Origin of the sequence: Streptomyces sp. NPDC048636 (assembly GCF_040650655.1) — a bacterium.
GTDB lineage: Bacteria > Actinomycetota > Actinomycetes > Streptomycetales > Streptomycetaceae > Streptomyces.
The window spans coordinates 367,707-386,327 of record NZ_JBEZHR010000007.1 but is presented as its reverse complement, the minus strand read 5'-3'; the positions used below and the strand labels follow the sequence as shown (position 1 = coordinate 386,327).

Below are 18,621 nucleotides of genomic sequence, written 5' to 3'. Positions count from 1 at the left end.
GGTGCGGGCACCGCTGGGTATCGTGGCGGTCCTCGTCTGATCACAGGGAGCCACCGTGATGTCGGCCAGCCGCTATACGTACCTCGGCCCCGAGGGCACCTTCACCGAGGCCGCGCTGCGGTCCATGCCGGAGGCCGCGACGCGCGAACTGATCCCCATGGTCTCGGTCCCGGCCACGCTGGACGCCGTGCGCTCCAGCGCGGCGGCGGCCGCTCTGGTGCCGATCGAGAACTCGGTGGAGGGCGGGGTCAACGCGACCCTGGACGAGCTGGCCACCGGCGCACCGCTGATGATCTACCGAGAGGTGCTGCTCTCCATCAGCTTCGCGTTGCTGGCCCGGCCCGGCACCTCGCTCGCGGATATCAAGACGGTGACCGGGCATCCGGTCGCCCAGCCGCAGGTGCGCAACTGGCTCGCGGGGAATCTGCCGGACGCCCAGTGGGAGTCGGCTGCCTCCAACGCGGACGGCGCCCGGCTGGTGCAGGAGGGCCGGTACGACGCGGCGTTCGCGGGTGAGTTCGCGGCGCCGAAGTACGGGCTGGAACCGCTGGTCACCGACATCCATGACGCGCAGAACGCGATGACCCGCTTCGTGCTGGTCGGACGTCCCGCCCGGCCCGCCGCCCGGACCGGCGCGGACAAGACGTCCGTGGTGATCTGGCTCGGTGACGACCACCCGGGCGCGCTGCTTGAGCTGCTCCAGGAGTTCGCGGCGCGCGGGGTCAACCTGATGCGGATCGAATCCCGCCCGACCGGGGAGGGCATCGGCCGCTACTGCTTCTCGGTGGACTGTGAGGGGCACATCACCGACCGCCGGGTGGGGTCGGCGCTGATGGGGCTGAAGCGGATCTGTCCGAAGGTGCGCTTCCTGGGCTCGTATCCGCGGGCGGGTGTGGACCCGTCGGAGGTCGCGCCACTGCGGCACGGCACGTCGGACGAGGCGTTCGGCGAGGCCGCGGAGTGGCTGGCGCGCTGCCAGGACGGACGGGCCTGAACGTCGCGAAGGGCGAGCCTGAACTTCGCGGACGCCGGTTGACGGCGCCGTCCACGGGGTTTGTCCCCAGGGTGAGGGAGAAGTTATCCACAGGGCGGGGTCGCTCGCTGGGGATAAGTCGACAGACCAATCCGACATTGTCGACAGATCAGTTCAGTCGACCCATTTATCACCATCATCGGACAGAGGGTGCGCGTCACCGCAATTCGATTGGCCAACTCTTTGGAGTGAGCCATTCCCCTCTCAAGGAGTGTGTGAACGAGGTTTGATAGGGGAATCCATCGCCGAGCACTCCGGCGGACCGATTGACCACCTCGACATCCACAGAACTCACACACAGGCTGTGGATAACTCTGGGACCCGATCCACCCCCTGTGGACAACTCACGGTCAACTCGCCCCACTCGCAAGGGAAAACCGTCACCCCGGGCCCTCCACTTTGCCCCTTTTCAGGGAATGTGTACGTATTCCTTGACGGCGGGCGCCACAGGAATTCCCTAGGTTTCCCACACCCACTAAAAGGGGCAAATAAGGACACAAAGGAATATCGCGTCGAGGGCGCGAGGTCACACCGGTAACCTGGTGGGGTGATTGACCTTCGCCTGCTCCGTGAGGACCCCGATCGTGTGCGCGCCTCCCAGCGCGCTCGTGGAGAGGACGTCGGCCTCGTCGACGCGCTCCTGACCGCCGACGAGCGGCGCAGGTCCTCAAGTGTCCGCTTCGACGAGCTGCGCGCCGAGCAGAAGGCGCTCGGCAAGCTCATCCCCAAGGCCGCCGGCGACGAGAAGGCCGAGCTGCTGAAGAAGGCGGGCGAGTTGTCCGCGGCCGTCAAGACGGCCGACGCCGAGCAGGACGAGGCCGCCGACGAGACCCAGCGGCTGCTGCGCCAGCTGGGCAACCTCGTCCACCCGGAGGTCCCGGTGGGCGGCGAGGACGATTTCCGCGTCCTGGAGACGGTCGGCGCTCCGCGCGACTTCGCGGCCGAGGGCATCACCCCCAAGGACCATCTGGAGCTCGGCGAGCTGCTCGGCGCGATCGACACCGAGCGCGGCGCCAAGGTCTCCGGATCCCGCTTCTACTACCTGACGGGCGTTGGCGCGCTGCTGGAGTTCGCGTTGGTGAACGCGGCGATGGCGCAGGCCACGGCCGCGGGCTTCACCCCGGTGCTCACCCCGGCGCTGGTCAAGCCGAAGGCCATGGAGGGCACCGGCTTCCTCGGCCAGGCCGCCGAGGACGTCTACCACCTCGACAAGGACGACCTCTATCTGGTGGGCACCTCCGAGGTGCCGCTCGCCGCGTACCACATGGACGAGATCCTGGACGCGGGCGAACTGCCGCGCCGATACGCCGGGTTCTCGTCCTGCTTCCGCCGCGAGGCCGGGTCGTACGGCAAGGACACCCGGGGCATCTTCCGGGTGCACCAGTTCGACAAGGTGGAGATGTTCGTCTACACCACCCCGGAGGATGCCGAGGCCGAGCACCAGCGGCTGCTGGAGTGGGAGAAGCAGTGGCTGACCTCGCTGGAGCTGCCGTTCCGGGTGATCGACCTGGCCTCGGGTGACCTGGGCTCCTCGGCCACGCGGAAGTTCGACTGCGAGGCGTGGATCCCGACCCAGGGCAAGTACCGCGAGCTGACCTCCACCTCCAACACCACCGAGTTCCAGTCGCGCCGGCTGTCGATCCGGATGCGCGAGGGCAAGAAGGTCCGCCCGCTGGCCACGCTCAACGGCACGCTGTGCGCGGTCACCCGGACCATCGTCGCGATCCTGGAGAACCACCAGCAGGCCGACGGTTCGGTGCGAGTGCCCGAGGTGCTGCGGCCGTTCCTGGGCGGACGCGAGGTGCTGGAACCGGTCGCCCCCCGAAAGACACAGTGAGCGACGCACGCGCGGCCACCGGCCCACAGCCGACATCCGCGGAGACCTTGCCGTTCCGTCTGATCGCCACCGACCTGGACGGGACGCTGCTGGGCCCCGACCACACCGTCTCGGCGCGCACGCGGGCCGCGCTCACCGCGGCCACCTCGGCGGGCGCCGCGCATATCGTCGTCACCGGGCGGACCGTCCCGGTGGCCCGGCACATACTGGACGACCTCGGTTACCAGGGGCTCGCGGTCTGTTCCCAGGGCGCCCAGCTCTACCACGCGGGTGAGCACCGGCTGCTGACCTCGGTCACCCTGGACCGCAAGGTGGCGGTGCTGGCGCTGGAGAAGATCGAGGCGGAGGTCGGCCCGCTGGCCGTGGCCGCGGCCCGGGACGGTCTCGACGGCGAGGTGCTGTTCGGCCCCGGGTACCGGATGGGCTACGACATGGAGCTGACCTCGGTCACCGACCCGGACGAGTTCTGGACCGCGCCCCTCAGCAAGCTCTACATCCAGCACCCCCGGCTGGACGATGACGCGCTCGCGGACGCGGCCCTGATCGCCGCCGGAGGGCTGGTCGGAGTCACGGTGGCGGGCACCGGTCTGGTGGAGCTGCTGCCGCTGGGGCTGACGAAGGCCACCGGGCTGTCGCTGGCCGCCCGGCGGCTGAAGGCGACGGCGGCCGACACCATCGCCTTCGGCGATATGCCCAATGACATCCCGATGCTGGAGTGGGCGCGGCACGGGGTCGCGATGGCCAACGCGCACGACGGGCTCAAGGCCGTGGCCGACGAGATCGCCGCCTCGAACGCGGAGGACGGGATCGCGGTGGTCCTGGAGCGGCTCTTCCCTGCCCGGACCTAGTCGACCGGGTGGCCCGTGGGGGGCCACCCGGCGCTTTCGGGATGTGTGTCCCGGGCTCAGCCCAGGATCTTCACCGCCTGGTAGTACGTCCACGCGGTGCTGTCGCAGGCGGTTTTGGTGCCACCGTCGTAGTTGTTGCACACGCGCTTGAGGTCCTCGTAGAAGGCACTGTCGATCCGCGCTTTGTTGGCGTCGAAGATCCCCATCGCCTTGTGGTTGCGATACCCGAAGTCATGGCGGGCGCAGGCGGTCTGGAAGGGGAAGCCGAACGGGTTGTCCGGCGAGGAGCTGCAATAGTCGGTGGACCAGTCGAATTCGTAATCGGCCCAGGAGCCCTGGCTGTTGCTGGCCGAGAGCCAGGTGTCGTAGCTGCTGGCGCTGGTATCGGTCCAGCTGGCGAGCACCTGCTCCTTGTCCGCGGGAACGGCCTGGGCGGGAGCGGCGAGGGCGACGGCTGTGGCGGCGGCGACGGCCGTGGTGGCGAGAGTGGTGACAAGACGACGCATAAGAGGGGTTTCCTCCGTCTTCGCTGATGACGCGCCGTCAAGATCCCTGAGGGTGGGGGAGACGACGCGATCCGTGGGGGGAAGCGCTTGCCCCAGAATTCGGCAGGTCCCTGACAAGCGTCAAGATCTGTACGGTCGTCTGGATGAACAGAGTTCAACAAAGCAGGGTTCGGAGCTTTCTACCAACCAGGCCGTGTACGTGGGACGTTGGACCCGGAACCGCGTGGAGTGACCGGCAGCGGCCCCGGACCCTTGACCCTCCGTATCGTGGGAGAGCTCTCCATATGCCGTATCGCGGGCAGCGCGGCGATCCGCGTCGCCAGATAGCGGTAGAGCTCCGGAACGCCCGCACAGACCACCGTGGCGAGCAGGTTGTTGGAGCCGGTGGTCGCGCAGGCGAACGCCACTTCCGGATGTTCCGCGAGCGCGCGTCCGGTGGCGTCCAGGTCCGACGGCGGCACCGACAGCCACAGGGCGGTTACGATACCGCTCCGGAACACCCGGTGGTCGCAGTCGACATCGAAGTAGAGGGTGCCGTCGGCACGTAGATCGGCGAGCCGACGGCGGACCGTCGACTGCGACCAGCCGGTGGCGGCGGTCAGTTCGGCCAGCTGCGCCCGCCCGTCCCGGGCGAGCACGTTCAGCATCTTCTGGTCCTCGGCGCCCAGCGGTCCGCGCGGGCCCCGCGAACGGTCCGGCTCGGGCGGGCGCAGCCGTCCGGCCTGCTCCTCGGTCAGCGCACCGGACTTGGTGATCAGACTCTGTGAACCGCCGAAGAACTCGTGCAGCACACAGTGCGCGCTCACCCCCACCACCCGGGGCGTCTGGGGCAGTTTGCGCAGCAGCAGCGTGTCGCTGTCGGCCCCGGTGGCCGCCCGCGCCAGCGCGACCACCTCGGTGCCGTCGGACATCAGGCTGACCCAGGAGGTGTCGTCGCGGCGGGCCAGCGCCTCGGCCACCGCCTCCGCGGTGTCCGGCATGCACTGCACCCGCACCACCCAGACCACCTCACCGAGCGCGAGGGGATCGGTCAGCCCCAGCACCCGGATCGTCCCTGTCGTCCGCAGCCGGGTGTAGCGCCGCGCCACGGTCTGGTCGGACACCCCCAGCACCTTGGCGACCTTGGCGAAGGGAACCCGGCCGTCCAGCTGGAGGGCGTACACCAGCGCCCGGTCCAGATCGTCGAAGCTGTCGGATTCCACCGCCGCACGGTAGCCGGTGTCGGATAGCGCCGCACGTCCGGGAGGGGCTGGAGCGTAACGGTGGCCGCCGCGACGGTGGGCACCACGGGGGGTGCGGCGTCCGGGCCGGGCCCCGGTCCGATGTCCCGGAGTACCTCATGCGCAGCCCATGGTGGCCACTGGTCGCCATCACCCTCGGCAACTTCATGCTGCTGATAGACGTCACGATCGTGAACACGGCGCTGCCCGAAGTGGCGCACGGTCTGGACGCGTCCTTCACCTCCCTCCAGTGGGTGATGGACATCTACGCGCTGGCGCTCGCCGCGCTGCTGATGACGGCCGGTTCGGCCGCCGATCTCCTCGGCCGCCGACGGCTGTATCTGGCAGGGCTCACCGTCTTCGCCCTCTCCTCGCTGGCCTGCGGACTCGCACCGGACGCGGGGGTGCTGATCGCCGCCCGCGCGGTGCAGGGGGTGGGGGCGGCGGCCATGTTCGCCACCAACACCCCGCTGCTGATGGCCACCTACAGCGGGCGCGCCCGCGGGATCGCCTTCGGCGTGTGGGGCGGCACCAGCGGAGCGGCCGTGGCGGCCGGGCCGGTGCTCGGCGGTGTGCTGACCGAGTACGCGGACTGGCGGGCGATCTTCCTGGTCAACCTGCCGCTGACGGCGGTCGCGGTGTGGATCACGCTCCGTACGGTTGGCGAGTCACGTGGTGCGCCGGGCGCGCGCATCGACTGGCCGGGCGCCGCCGCCTTCACCGTATGCGCGGGGGCTCTGACGTACGGGCTGATGCGGGGCGGTGAGGAGGGCTGGGCCGACACCGGGACGGTCATCTCGCTGGTCGCCTCGGCCGTCGCGCTGGTCGTCTTCATCGCGGTGGAGCGCGGGGCCCGGCAGCCGCTGCTGGACCTGGGGCTGCTGCGCCGCCCCTCCTTCGCGGTGCTGATGGCCGCGGCCCTGCTGCTCCAGGCCGCCGCGTTCCCGTATCTCACCTACGCGGGACTGTGGTTGCAGTCGGTGCTGGGGCTGAGCCCGGTCCGGGCGGGGCTCGCGGTGACCCCGATGGCGGGCGCCGCGCTGGTCGTCGGCGCGGCGGGCGGGCGGCTGCTGGAGAAGGTCGCGCCGGGGCGCGCGCTCGGCGGTGGGCTCCTCCTGATCGGTGCGGGCGCGCTGCTCAACGCCGCGCTGCTGGAGCCGGGTTCGGGCTGGGAGGCGCTGGCCCCGGGGCTGACCACGGCCGGCCTGGGCGTGGGGCTCGCCATGCCGGTCCTGGTCTCCGCGGCCCTCGGCGCCGCCCCGCCGGAGCGCGCGGGCATGGCCAGCGGTGCGGTCAACACCTTCCGGCAGCTGGGCTACGCGCTCGGCATCGCCCTCCTGGGCACGGTCTTCGCGTCGCGGGTCCGTGACGTGGTCGACTCGAGCGAGACCGTCCCGGCCAACTCCGCCGGGCGGGCGGCCGAGGCCATCAGCGGTGGCCACGCCGACGCGGTGATCGCCGCGGCCCCCAAGGGCCACGGCGAGGCGGCACGGACGCTGGTCCACGAGTCGTTCGTGACCGGTCTCGACCGTATCTGCCTGATCTCCGGTATCACCGCCCTGGCGGCGGGCCTCCTGGTCCTGACCGTGGTCCGCGGCGGCCCCACCGCCGCACCGCCCGCCTCGCCGGAGACCAAGACCCCCACCGAACCGATCCCCGCCTAGCCGCCCGGCGAGGCCGCCTGGGCGGGGGCTGGAGCAGGATCCGTCGAAAGAGGGGCGGGTCGGCACCCGCCCCCGGGAGCACGCCGTTCGGTCCGGAGCCGATGGACGTGGCCGGGGGCGGGTTGCCGCCCTGGGCGCCGTATAGATCGTCGTCCCGAGCCCAACCCCTAGTCAATCCTCGGGATTTCTTCCAAACCCCTTAGCTGTAGCTTGGGTTCGTGACCTTGGACGATCTCCGGGCCTTCACGGCCGTCTGCGACGCCGGCAGCCTCAGTGCCGTCGCCCGTGATCTGGGCTGCACCCAATCGGCGGTGAGCCAGCGGGTGAAACGGCTCGAACGCGAGCTGGGAATCGCCCTGTTGGAGCGGCGTCCGCGCGGGGTGGCGCCGACTCGGGCCGGGTTGATCCTCCACCGGGCGGCCGCCGACGGCCTGGTCGGGCTCGACCACGCGCTGGGGCGGTTGCGCGATATCCGGCGGGGCGGCGGCACGGTGCGCGTCACCACCGGCGCGACCACCGTGCGGCACTTCATGTCGGCCGGGGTGGTGGCCTTCCGGCGGCGCCATCCGCGGGTGAACCTGGAGTTCCAGACGGAGAACTCCAGCCGCCGCTGCTTCGAGGCGCTGGCCGCGGGCACCGCCGATCTGGCGTGGATCACCATCGGCTCCCCGGCGCGCGGTGTCGAGCTGCGGCCGGTGGTCGAGCTGCCCTGGGTACTGGCCGTACGGGCCGGGGACCCGCTCGCCGAGCGGACCGAGATCGGGCCCGGGGAGCTGGCGTCCATCCGGCATATCCGGCTGCCGGAGAACTCCGTCTCCCGGCACCGGCTGGAGGAGCACCTCACCCGCCAGGGCACCGAACCGGTCTCCACCACCAGCGTGGCCGACTGGGACACCGCGATCCTGCTGGCCGAACTGGGGCTTGGGCACGCGGTGGTGCCCGCGCTGCCGGGGTGGCGGAAGCCGGTCGCGGCGCATCCGGCGCTGCGGCTGATACCGATCCCCTCGCTGCCGCCGCTGGCGGCCGGATGGGCGGTACGGCGGTGGGACGCGCTGAGCCCGGTCGTCGTGGAGTTCGCCGAGACGGTGGCCGCCGAACTGACGACGGACGGGGCGGCCGGGGCGGACGGGCCCCCGCCGGGGCAGGGGCCCGGGGTCAGTCGTAGAGGGCGGTGAGGGCGGTCGCCACGGTGGCCAGTTCGGCGCGTACTTCGGGCGGCTCCAGCACCTCCACCTCCGTACCGAACTGGAGCAGATGCCGCGTCGCGGCCAGCGTCGGATAGGCGAGTTCCAGCTCGGTCCACTCCCCGTCGCCGGCCATCTCCTGGGGCGGCACCACCAGCGCGCCGGCGATCCGCAGGAACCGGTCGAGCCCGGTGCGCCGCACCCGGGCGCGTACCCGCAGCGGCATGGGCCGCTCCTCGATCCCGCGCCGCAGCTCCTCCCACACCCCCTTCAGCTCGGCGCCGGGGCGGCGCCGCACCGGTTCGTCGAGGAGGGACGCGGCGACGACGCGGTCGGCGCGGAACAGCCGTGGGGTCCCGTCCCGGTCGGCGACCAGGTACCAGACCCCGGCCTTGGCGACGAGCCCGTAGGGGTCGACGGTGTAGTCGCGCGGTGCGGTCGCCCCGCCGTGCCGGTAGTGGATGCGCAGTCTGCGGTCGGTCAGCACGGCGGTCTGGAGCACGTCAAGATCGGCCTCGGGCGTGGGGCGGTACCACCAGCGCCCGGGGTCGACGAGGATCCGGCGGCTGGTGAGCTCGGCGGCGGGCCGGTGCGCGGCGGGGAGCGCGGCCATCACCTTGCGCAGCGCGGAGCCGAGGGCGTTGTCGAGGCCGAGCGCGGCATGGGTGCTCTGCGCGACCAGTACGAACAGCGCCCGGGCCTCGTCGGAGGTGAGCCCGGTGACATCCGTACGGAAGCCGGGGAGCAGGGTGATCCCGCCGTGGCGGCCGCGTTCCGCGTACACCGGCACCCCGGCCGTGGACAGGGATTCCACATCGCGGTAGATGGTGCGGGTCGAGACCTCCAGCCGCTCGGCGAGTTCCACGGCGGTGACCCGGCCCCGGGTCTGGAGGAGCAGCAGGATCGAGAGCAGCCGGTCGGATTTCACGGGAGTGAGCCAAGGAAATACCGGGGCCCGGTGTCAACACCGGTGGCGGCGGTCGTGGTCACGACCGCCGCCACCGGTGACGAGGGAGAAGGCGGCTCACTCCTCACCGGCGAGGGTGAGCGTGCGCAGCTTGCTGGCCGCGTACCAGGTCGCGGCCACGGTCACGGCGACCAGCAGCACCACGGCGGTGGGCAGACCGACGTCCGAGGTGATCAGGTCGCCCTCGCCGACCTTCTGCGCGAGGGCGAGCGCCCACTGCTGGACGCTGAGCGTGCGCGCCCCGGACACCAGGCTGCCGAACAGCGTCTCCCACACCAGCGCGTAGACCAGACCCGCGACCACCGCGTGCCGGGTGACGGTGCCCAGCAGCAGGAAGATCGCGCTGTAGGCGACGGAGGCCACGGCGGCGGCGAGGGCGTAGGCGACGGCGAGCTGGTGGCCGTTGCCGTTCAGGATGAACCCCGCGAGCAGGGTGGGGATCGCGGAGAAGGCGACCGTGATGCCGATCGCGACGATCAGCTTGGTGACGATGATCGTGGGCCGCTTCACCGGCTTGGCCAGCAGATAGACGACCGAACCGTCGTCGATCTCCGGGCCGATCGCACCGGTACCGGCGATCACGCCGATCAGCGGAACCATGGTGGCGATGGCGAAACCGCCGAGGATGCCGTCGGCCGTGCTGTCGTCGGCGGTGGTCAGCAGCCGCACCGCCACCGAGATGATCAGCAGCAGCGCGGGCAGTGTGCCCATGATCATCGCGCGGCGGCGGCCGAGCAGGGCCCGGTAGGTGAGCCGGGCGACGGTCGGATGGTAGAGCGAGGACATCGCTATGGCTCCTTTCAGGCCGCGACGAGGTAGGAGAAGACGCTCTCCAGGGACTCGTCGGAGGGCGAGACCGTGAGGAGTCGGATGCCTTGGGCGCGGGCGACCCGGGGCAGCAGTTCGGTGAAGCGGGCGAAGTCGACGGCCTGGATGTGCAGTCCGCCGTCGGCGCCGCCGCTGGCGTCGACCTGGATACCGGTGGTCGAGGGATCGGCGATAAGGGCCGCCGCGAGCGTCCGGTCGTCGCTGGAGCGCACCAGATAGCGGTGCGGACGGTCCGTCATCAGTCGGCGGATCTTGCGGAAGTCACCGGAGGCGGCGTGCCGTCCGGCGACGATCACCTCGATATGGGCGGCGAGTTGCTCGACCTCCTCCAGGATGTGCGAGGAGAACAGCACGGTGCGGCCGTCCGCGCCCATCCGCCGCAGCAGGTCCATCAGCTGCATGCGCTGGCGCGGGTCCATCCCGTTGAACGGCTCGTCGAGCAGAAGCACCGACGGCTCGTGGACCAGGGCGGAGGCCATCTTCACCCGTTGGCGCATGCCCTTGCTGTAGGTGGAGATCTTCCGCGATCCCGCGTAGTCCATCTCGACGGTGTCGAGCGCCTTACGGGCGGCGGCGCGCGGATCGGGGAGCCCGTGCAGTTCGGCGTTGGCGATGACGAACTCACGGCCGGTGAGGAAGTCGTACATCGCCTCCCGCTCGGGGACCAGCCCGATATGGCGGTACGCCTGCTCATTGCGCCAGATCGGGGCGCCGTCGAGGGTGACGGTCCCGGTGGAGGGAGCCAGGAAGCCGCCCATCATGTTGATCAGGGTGGACTTGCCCGCGCCGTTGGGTCCGAGGAGGCCGGTGACCCCGGGGCCGATCGTCATGGTCACGTCGTTGACGGCCACGACGTTCCCGAACCAGCGGGAGACTTTGTCGATGGCGATCGTGGTCACAGCCCGACCTTTCGGTAGCGGCGCATCAGCAGGCCGAACGAGCCGGCGGTCAGGCCGAGGAGGACGAGGAGGTAGACGGCCCCGGCCCCGGTGGAGGGGCCGAACTCTCCGGGGAAGGCGGAGGTCGCGCCGAGGAACGCGGTCTGCACCCCGTCGACGATGGTCATCGGCGAGAAGAGGCCGAGCCAGCTGACCGCGCCGGTGTTGCCCTGGTCCCAGGCGATGGCCTGGACGGTGCTCACCGCGCCGTAGGAGATGGTCAGTACGGCGATGACGGCGGCGACGCCGAAGCCGCGACGCGGTGTCATGGCGGCGAGTACCAGGCCGATACCGGCGAAGAGGAGCGAGAGCAGAGCCACGGAGACCAGTCCTTGTGCGAAGCCCTTCGTCTGATCGGCGAAGTCCAGCTTGGCGAGGAGGGCTCCGACGTAGAGGATCAGCAGGGGCAGCGCGGTGAGGATGAAGAGCGCGGAGGCGAGGGCGGCGAACTTGGCCACCACGTAGTCCACGGTTTTGATGGGTCGGGAGAAGTACAGCGGGATCGTCTTGAAGCGCAGATCGCGGGAGACGGACTGCGGTGCCTGGGCGGCGGTGTAGAGGCCGATGACGGCCTGGAGCATGACCGCGTAACCGGTGTACTCCACGGGCAGCTTGTTCGCCTTGGTGGCGACGGCCACCGCGACGATGATCGCGGCGGGCAGGCACATCACGGCGAGCATCAGCATCGGCCCGACCTTGGACTTCGCCGAGCGGCCGAGGCCGTAGGCACCGCGCAGGCTCTGTGAGAAGAGCGAGCGGCGGGCGTAGGCGCGGCCCAGGCGGGCGCCCTCGTAGTGCCGGTAGCCGATGTTGTGGATGACGTCGGCGCGCTGCTGGGGCACGGTCTCAGGCGGCATCGACGGCACCTCCCTTCCCGTGGGCGCCGTCGGCGGAGCCTTGGCCGGAACCGTCAGCGGAGCTTTCGCCGGAGCCGTCGTCGGATGCGTCGTCCGAGCGGAAGATCTCCGCGATGCGGTGGCGGCGCTGTTCCATGCGGACCAGGCCGAGGCCGAGTTCGGCGATGGCGTCCCGGACCGTGTCGTAGGTCTCCTCCCCGGCCACGTCGACCAGCAGTACGTGGTCGGAGCCGGGCGCCCCGTCGGCGCCGCGTCCGGCGGGCTGGACGGTGAGCCCGGCCCGGTCGAGCGCGGCACGCAGCACACCGGTGCCGTCCGGGTGGTCGGCGGTGTCGGTGACCTCGACCGCGAGGGAGGCCGTGGCCTGGGTGAAGTCGCTGGTGGAGCTGGAGCGGAGCAGCTTGCCGCCGTCGATGACCACCACGTGGTCGCAGGTGCGCTCCAGTTCACCGAGCAGATGCGAGGTGACCAGGACCGAGATGCCGAAATCGGTGTGAACACGGCGGATGAGGGCGAGCATGTCGTCCCGGCCGACCGGGTCGAGGCCGTTGGTCGGCTCGTCCAGCAGCACCAGACGCGGATCGTGCACCAGCGCCTGGGCCAGCTTGACCCGCTGCTTCATACCGGTCGAGTAGCCGCCGATGGGCCGGTACCGCTCCTCGTACAGGCCCACATGGCGCAGGGTGTCGGCCGTGCGCTCACGTGCGGCGGACGGTGGCAGCCCGGACATGCGCGCCATATGGACGACGAACTCGGTGGCCGAGACATCGGGCGGCAGACAGTCGTGCTCGGGCATATAGCCGACGCTCTCGCGGATGGCGCTGCCGTCCTTGGCCACGTCGAGGCCGAGCACACTGGCGCGGCCCTCGGTGGCGGGGGAGAGACCGAGCAGGATTTTGATCAGGGTCGACTTACCGGCACCGTTGGCACCCACCAGGCCGGTGACGCCCGGTGTGATGTCGACGGAGAGCCGGTCGAGAGCGGTGACCCTGGGGAACCGCTTGCTCAGGCTTTCGGTGGCGATCACAGTCACGCGTTCGACGGTAGTGGGCCGAACCACACCCGGCGTCAGTCCTGATGGCTGGATTTCTGTAGTCCTCGGGTCGGATATGCCCGTAGGGGATCGGGACCCCAGGGGGGTTACCAGGGGTATCCACAGGGGCGGAAGGCCCCCTTGACGGCGATTTCGAACGCCGCGCATGGTCGTCCTGGCACGGTTCGCCGGGTTGATGCGTGGAATCCGCCGGGTTCACGCGTGGAATACGCCGTCTGCTGCGAAGGCGACGCCGGATTCATGCGCGGCAGCCGATGCCCGCGCGGAAGGGGAGGACAGCGTGAGGGACGGGATCGCGGGAGCGGCCGAGCGCACGATCCGTACGGGAGGGGTGGAGCTGTGCGTCGCCGAGCTCGGTGATCCGGCGCGGCCCACGGTGGTGCTGCTGCACGGCTATCCGGACAGCAAGGAGGTGTGGTCGGAGGTCGCCACCCGTCTCGCCGCCGGTGGATCGGGCTTCCATGTCGTGCTGTACGACGTGCGCGGCTGCGGCCGCTCCACCGCACCGGAGCCGCTGCGCGGCGGCTTCACCCTGGAGAAGCTCACCGATGACTTCCTGGCCGTGATCGACGCGGTCTCCCCGGACCGGCCGGTCCATCTGGTGGGCCATGACTGGGGCTCGGTGCAGTCCTGGGAGTTCGTCACGGTCCCGCGCGCCCAGGGGCGGATCGCCTCGTTCACCTCGCTGTCCGGCCCCTGCCTGGACCATTTCGGCCACTGGATCAGGAAGCGGCTGTCCCGGCCCACCCCGCGCCGCGTCGCCCAGCTCATGGGCCAGTCCGCCCGCTCCTGGTATGTGGGGGCGCTGCATACGCCGCGGCTGCCGGAGGCGCTGTGGCGCGGACCGCTCGGCCGGTCCTGGCCGGGCATCCTGGAGCGCACCGAGCGGGTGCCGAGCGACGGCTATCCGACCGCCTCACTGCCCGATGACGCCGCCCACGGGGCCTGGCTCTACCGGGACAATGTGCGCGAGCGGCTCCTGCGGCCGCGGCCGGACCCCCATGCCCACGCCCCGGTCCAGCTGATCGTGCCGACCCAGGACCCCTTCCTCTCCCAGCGGCTCTACGACGACCTGGAGAGCTGGGTTCCGGATCTGACCCGGCGCACCCTCGCCGCCCGCCACGGTATGCCGCGCTCCCGGCCCGTCCGCCTCACGGCGTGGATCACCGAGTTCATCACCTCGGTGGAGGAGGGCGCGCCGCGCCCCGGGGCGGCCGCGCCCGGTCCGTACGCCCAGCGGTTCGGCGGACAGCTGGTGCTGGTCACGGGCGCCGCTGGGGCCGTCGGCCGGGCCACGTGTCTGGCCTTCGCCGCGGCCGGAGCCCGGGTGATCGCCGTGGACCAGGACGCGGAGGCCGCGGCGCACACCGTCTCGCTGGCGCGCTCGGCCGGGGCGCCGCACGCGTGGGCCGAGGCGGTGGACATCGCGGACGAGCGGGCCGTGGAGAAGCTGGCCCATAAGGTCTCCGCCGAGTACGGCGTGGTCGATGTGCTGGTCAACGATGCCGAAGTGGGCTTGTCCGGCTCCTTCTTGGAGACCTCGGCGGACGACTGGCGGCGGGTGCTGGACACCAATCTGTGGGGCGTCGTCCACAGTTGCCGCGCGTTCGGCGGTCAGATGGCCGACCGCGGCCAGGGCGGCCACATCGTCACCACGGCGTCGGCCGCGGCCTTCCGGCCGTCCCGGACGCTGGCCGCGTACGGCGCCTCCCAGGCCGCCGTGGTGCGGCTGAGCGAATCACTGCGCGCCGAGCTGGCGGGCCGGGACATCGGGGTCTCGGTGATCTGCCCCGGCTATGCCCGTACCCGGGAAGACCGGCCCGCCCGGCTGCTGGCGCCCCGGGCCTACCCGCCGGAGAAGGTCGCGGACGCGATCCTGCGGGCCGTACTGCGGAACGCCGCGGTGGTGCCGGTGACACCGGAGGCGAAGGCCACGGCCGTGCTCTCCCGGATCGCACCGGCGTCGCTGCGCGCGGCCGCGCGGCTGGGGCGGCTGGGGCGGCGGCCGAAGTGAGGTCGTGAGGCGGTTCGGGGACGGTGCCGGGCCGGAGCACTACAGGCCCGGCGCGCCCCACACCGGGAACCAGCGGCTCAGGTCCTCCTCGATCCGCAGATCGTCCCCGAGCATCGCCCGCACCTGGAGTTCAAGCCCGTTGTCCCGCTTCTCGGCGCCCGGCAGCGGTGCGAAGGGATAGAAGGTGCCGCGCTTGTAGAGGTACACCAGCGCCAGCGAACGGCCGTCGGCGGCGTTGGTGAAGCCCAGCAGGGAGCACAGCAGCTGGGGGCCGAACCCGCCGTCCTGGAGAAGGGTGTTGACCGCGTGCAGATCGTTCACCAGGGCGGGCGCATCGTCCGCGGGCTGCCGGACCAGCAGCCAGGTGTAGCCGTACGCGTCCCGGCTGAACTCCACCGGCGCACCGCCCCGTCCGGCGTCGGCGTCCGTTGCCATATCGCTGTTCAGCAGCTCCTCCACATCGTGCCGGAGCTGGGCGAAGGCACCGCCCTCCACGCTGGCGAAGCACACCGACCCCAGGCCGGTGGGGGTGAACCCCGCCCCCGCCTCCAGCGTGACCGCGGCACCCGGCAGCCCGAAGAGCCGGTCGAGGTCGGGGCGTACGGGCTTGCTGCGGCCGAGCACCGCGTCCCAGAACCCCACGCCCTCAGCCCCTTCCCGCCTGGCCGAGCTGTGCCGAGATCCGGCCGAGCTGGTCGAGCCGCTGCTCCAGCGTCGGATGCGAGGAGAGCAGTCGGCTCATGCTCCGCCCCGACAGCGCCGGGGCGAACCAGAACGCGTTATACGGCTCGGCCTTGCGCAGATCGCGGGTGGGGATCCGGGCCATCTGCCCCGTCACCTTGGTCAGCGCGGCGGCGAGCGCGGAGGGCCGTCCGGTCAGCAGGGCGGCGGCCCGGTCGGCGCTCAGCTCGCGGTAGCGGGACAGCAGCCGGGTCAGCAGAAAGCTGATCGCGTAGACCACGGCGCTGACCAGCGGGATCAGCAGGACCGCGATGGCCGTGTTGTTGTCGCGGCTGCCGCCGCGGGCCAGCCCGCCCCAGAGCGCGACCCGGGTCATCATCCCCGCCAGCACCCCGAGGAAGGAGGCGATGGTCATGACCGCCACATCGCGGTGCGCCACATGCGACAGCTCATGGGCGAGCACCCCCTCCAGCTCATCCGGCTCCAGCCGCCGCAGCAGACCGGTCGTCGCGCACACCAGGGCATTGCGCTGGTTACGGCCGGTGGCGAACGCGTTGGGCACATCCGAGTCGGCGATGGCCACCCGCGGTTTGGGCATATCGGCCAGGGCGCACAGCCGGTCCACCGCACCGTGCAGCTCGGGCGCCTGCTCAGGAGTGACCTCCCGCGCGCCCATGCTGTAGGCCGCGATCCGGTCGCTGAACCAGAACTGCGCCACGAACAGCCCGCCCACGATGATCAGGATCAGCGGCCAGGCGCCCCGCACCAGCGCCAGCAGCACACCGACGAAGACCACGTAGAGCAGACCGATGAAGAACATGGTGGTCACCATGCGGGCGGTCAGCCCCCGGTCCGGGGCGTATCGGGTACGCGGCATGGGTGCCTCCACAGGGACTGCGGCAGCGAAAGCCTCTATAACCGATTCTGCCCCTTATGTCGGTCTTCACCGCCTGGGCCGGTCCTCACCCGGTCGCAGACGGGTCCCTCACCCGGTGGCAAGCTGTGCCGCGCCCTCCGTGGCGATCTTCTCGAAGGCCCGCTGGTCCGCCGCGAAGATCGAGTCCGGAATCGGCCAGTGCACCACGATCTCGTCGAATCCCAGCGCCGCATGGCGTCCGGCGAAGTCCACGAAGGCGTCCACCGAGGCCAGCGGGGACGCGCCGTCCGGGGTGAAGCCGGTGAGCAGGATCTTCCGGAGGTCGCGGATATCCCGCCCGGCCTCCGCGCACGCCTTGCCCACCCCCTCGACCTGGCGGGTGATGGCCTCCACCGAATCGGCCGGGGTACCGGTGGCGGACACCTTCGGATCCCCCGTGGTCACCCACGCCTGGCCGTACCGCGCGGCCAGCCGCAGCCCGCGCGGACCCGTCGCGGCCACCGCGAACGGCAGCCGGGGCCGCTGTACACAGCCCGGGATGTTGCGCACCTCCCGCGCGCTGTAGTGCTCCCCCTCGTACGTCACCGCGTCCTGGGTCAGCACCCGGTCCAGCAGCTCGACGAACTCACCGAAGCGGTCCGCCCGCTCCCGCGCGGTCCACGCCTCCTCACCGGCGCGGCGCAGCGCCGTCGCGTCGAAGCCGGAGCCACCCGCCCCGATCCCGAGCGTGATCCGCCCCTCCGAGACATCGTCCAGCGTGATCAGCTCCTTGGCGAGCGTGACCGGATGCCGGAAGTTGGGGGAGGTCACCAGCGTGCCGAGACGCAGCCGTGAGGTGGCCGCCGCGGCAGCCGTCAGCGTGGGAACCGCGCCGAACCAGGGGCCGTCGCGGAACGGCACCCGCCAGGACAGGTGGTCATAGGTGTACGCGCCGTGGAAGCCCAGCTCCTCGGCGCGCCGCCACAGCTCCCGGCCGCCCTCGGACCAGCGCTGCACGGGAAGGATCACGGTGCTCAATCGCATGGCACCGAGCCTAAGCGGTTCCGACGACAGCATCGGCCGCCAGCCGCCAGCCGCCAGGCCCGGGCGCGGTGGCCGGGGGAGGGCGGCGTAGGGCCCGTTCCACCGGGCATACGTACGCACCCGAGCCCCTTCGCACACCGATGAGCGGCATATGCGGGAGGATGGTTGCCGTGACTCCAGCAACCGAGCGACCCGGGACCCCGGCCACAGACCGGTCCGGCACCGGCTCCCCCCGGCCCCGGCTGATCGCCACCGACCTCGACGGCACCCTGCTGCGCGACAACAAGACGGTCTCCGACCGGACCGTCGAAGCGCTCGCCGCGGCCGAGCGGGCGGGCATCGAGGTCTTCTTCGTGACCGGCCGCCCGGCCCGCTGGATGGATGTCGTCAGCGCCCATGTACACGGCCACGGCCTGGCGATCTGCGCCAACGGCGCCGCCGTGGTCGATCTCCACCAGGGCGGGCGGCTGATCAAGGTCCGCCCGCTGGACCCGGCCGAGGCCCTCTCCGCCGTCCGGGCCCTGCGCGCGGTGGCCCCGGGCACCTCGTTCGCCGTCGAGCGGACCGAGGGCATCTTCTACGAGCCCGCCTACCCGCCCTTCCACCTCGACCCGGGCGCGATCCACGCCTCCGCCGAGAAACTGCTCGACGACGGCTTCGCCCACGCCGACCAGCCGATCATCAAGCTGCTCGCCCACCATCCGGAGCTGGCCCCCGACGCCTTTCTCGCACTGGGCCGCTCCGCCGCGGGCGAGCACGGCTCGTTCACCCGCTCCAGCCCGACGGCCCTGCTGGAGATCAGCGGCCTCGGCGTCAGCAAGGCCAGCACGCTGGAGCAGTGCTGTGCCGAGCGCGGCATCACCGCCGAGGAGGTCGTGGCCTTCGGCGATATGCCCAACGACCTCGAGATGCTGACCTGGGCGGGCACCTCGTACGCGATGGCCAACGCCCACCCGGATGTGCTGGCCGCGACCACCCACCACACCGCCGCCAACACCGAGGACGGCGTCGCCGCCGTCATCGAGCGGATCCTGGCGGGCTAGGACCTGTCGCGTCTGTGTGGCACCGCCCCCGGCCGTCGGGCCGGGGG

At 71.3% G+C, this 18,621-nt stretch carries 17 protein-coding genes; 7 read left to right on the top strand and 10 right to left on the bottom strand.

The window, feature by feature from the left end:
- The first annotated feature begins 58 nt into the window (after nucleotides 1–58).
- The 3 genes from pheA (at nucleotide 59) to AB0C66_RS21820 (ending at nucleotide 3,718) form a co-directional block, all read left to right on the top strand.
- Complete coding sequence (gene pheA, locus AB0C66_RS21830; RefSeq protein WP_362440896.1) at nucleotides 59–994, top strand: prephenate dehydratase; 936 nt, start codon at nucleotides 59–61, stop codon at nucleotides 992–994.
- 586 nt (nucleotides 995–1,580) lie between these two features.
- Nucleotides 1,581–2,870 (top strand): serine--tRNA ligase, encoded by a 1,290-nt coding sequence (gene serS, locus AB0C66_RS21825; protein ID WP_362440893.1) that lies wholly within the window; start codon nucleotides 1,581–1,583, stop codon nucleotides 2,868–2,870.
- Nucleotides 2,867–3,718 (top strand): HAD family hydrolase, encoded by an 852-nt coding sequence (locus tag AB0C66_RS21820; RefSeq protein ID WP_362440891.1) that lies wholly within the window; start codon nucleotides 2,867–2,869, stop codon nucleotides 3,716–3,718. Before serS ends, AB0C66_RS21820 begins: the two co-directional genes overlap by 4 nt.
- Before the next feature lie 56 nt (nucleotides 3,719–3,774).
- Here AB0C66_RS21820 and AB0C66_RS21815 read toward each other — a convergent pair whose 3' ends face one another.
- Together AB0C66_RS21815 and AB0C66_RS21810 are read right to left on the bottom strand one after the other, a co-directional pair.
- A complete protein-coding gene (locus AB0C66_RS21815; RefSeq protein ID WP_362440888.1) occupies nucleotides 3,775–4,224 on the bottom strand; it encodes a phospholipase in 450 nt (149 codons plus the stop codon).
- Nucleotides 4,225–4,403: 179 nt separating this feature from the next.
- Nucleotides 4,404–5,426: an Lrp/AsnC family transcriptional regulator gene (locus AB0C66_RS21810; RefSeq protein WP_362440885.1), complete on the bottom strand. Its 1,023-nt coding sequence runs from the start codon at nucleotides 5,424–5,426 to the stop codon at nucleotides 4,404–4,406.
- Nucleotides 5,427–5,563: 137 nt separating this feature from the next.
- Here AB0C66_RS21810 and AB0C66_RS21805 point away from each other — a divergent pair, with 137 nt between their 5' ends.
- Entirely contained in the window at nucleotides 5,564–7,108 is a 1,545-nt protein-coding gene (locus tag AB0C66_RS21805; protein WP_362440882.1) for an MFS transporter, read from the top strand.
- A 218-nt stretch (nucleotides 7,109–7,326) separates the two neighbouring features.
- Entirely contained in the window at nucleotides 7,327–8,283 is a 957-nt protein-coding gene (locus AB0C66_RS21800) for a LysR family transcriptional regulator (protein ID WP_362440879.1), read from the top strand.
- Here AB0C66_RS21800 and AB0C66_RS21795 read toward each other — a convergent pair.
- From AB0C66_RS21795 to AB0C66_RS21775, 5 genes are all read right to left on the bottom strand, one after another.
- On the bottom strand, nucleotides 8,264–9,220 hold the full coding sequence (locus AB0C66_RS21795) for a YafY family protein (RefSeq protein ID WP_362440877.1): 957 nt from the start codon (nucleotides 9,218–9,220) through the stop codon (nucleotides 8,264–8,266). The genes AB0C66_RS21800 and AB0C66_RS21795 overlap by 20 nt on opposite strands.
- A gap of 96 nt (nucleotides 9,221–9,316) precedes the next feature.
- Complete coding sequence (locus AB0C66_RS21790; protein WP_362440874.1) at nucleotides 9,317–10,045, bottom strand: ABC transporter permease subunit; 729 nt, start codon at nucleotides 10,043–10,045, stop codon at nucleotides 9,317–9,319.
- Between the two features lie 14 nt (nucleotides 10,046–10,059).
- Nucleotides 10,060–10,986 carry an ABC transporter ATP-binding protein gene (locus AB0C66_RS21785; protein ID WP_362440871.1) on the bottom strand — a complete coding sequence of 309 codons (927 nt, stop codon included), beginning with the start codon at nucleotides 10,984–10,986 and terminating at the stop codon, nucleotides 10,060–10,062.
- On the bottom strand, nucleotides 10,983–11,882 hold the full coding sequence (locus AB0C66_RS21780) for an ABC transporter permease (protein ID WP_362440868.1): 900 nt from the start codon (nucleotides 11,880–11,882) through the stop codon (nucleotides 10,983–10,985). The genes AB0C66_RS21785 and AB0C66_RS21780 overlap by 4 nt, the downstream gene beginning before the upstream one ends.
- Entirely contained in the window at nucleotides 11,872–12,942 is a 1,071-nt protein-coding gene (locus AB0C66_RS21775; RefSeq protein ID WP_362440865.1) for an ABC transporter ATP-binding protein, read from the bottom strand. Before AB0C66_RS21775 ends, AB0C66_RS21780 begins: the two co-directional genes overlap by 11 nt.
- Before the next feature lie 274 nt (nucleotides 12,943–13,216).
- Here AB0C66_RS21775 and AB0C66_RS21770 point away from each other — a divergent pair, with 274 nt between their 5' ends.
- Entirely contained in the window at nucleotides 13,217–14,950 is a 1,734-nt protein-coding gene (locus AB0C66_RS21770) for an SDR family oxidoreductase (protein ID WP_362440862.1), read from the top strand.
- A 39-nt stretch (nucleotides 14,951–14,989) separates the two neighbouring features.
- On the opposite strand, the gene AB0C66_RS21765 is transcribed toward AB0C66_RS21770, so the two are convergent.
- The 3 genes from AB0C66_RS21765 to AB0C66_RS21755 form a co-directional block, all read right to left on the bottom strand.
- Nucleotides 14,990–15,592, bottom strand: coding sequence for a hypothetical protein (locus AB0C66_RS21765; RefSeq protein WP_362440859.1), 603 nt, complete (start codon nucleotides 15,590–15,592; stop codon nucleotides 14,990–14,992).
- A 4-nt stretch (nucleotides 15,593–15,596) separates the two neighbouring features.
- A complete protein-coding gene (gene htpX, locus AB0C66_RS21760; RefSeq protein WP_362440856.1) occupies nucleotides 15,597–16,508 on the bottom strand; it encodes a zinc metalloprotease HtpX in 912 nt (303 codons plus the stop codon).
- 108 nt (nucleotides 16,509–16,616) lie between these two features.
- Nucleotides 16,617–17,531: an LLM class flavin-dependent oxidoreductase gene (locus AB0C66_RS21755; RefSeq protein WP_362440853.1), complete on the bottom strand. Its 915-nt coding sequence runs from the start codon at nucleotides 17,529–17,531 to the stop codon at nucleotides 16,617–16,619.
- Between the two features lie 170 nt (nucleotides 17,532–17,701).
- Between AB0C66_RS21755 and AB0C66_RS21750 the strand changes: the two genes are divergently transcribed.
- Nucleotides 17,702–18,574 (top strand): Cof-type HAD-IIB family hydrolase, encoded by an 873-nt coding sequence (locus AB0C66_RS21750; RefSeq protein WP_362440850.1) that lies wholly within the window; start codon nucleotides 17,702–17,704, stop codon nucleotides 18,572–18,574.
- The last annotated feature ends 47 nt before the right edge of the window (nucleotides 18,575–18,621 follow it).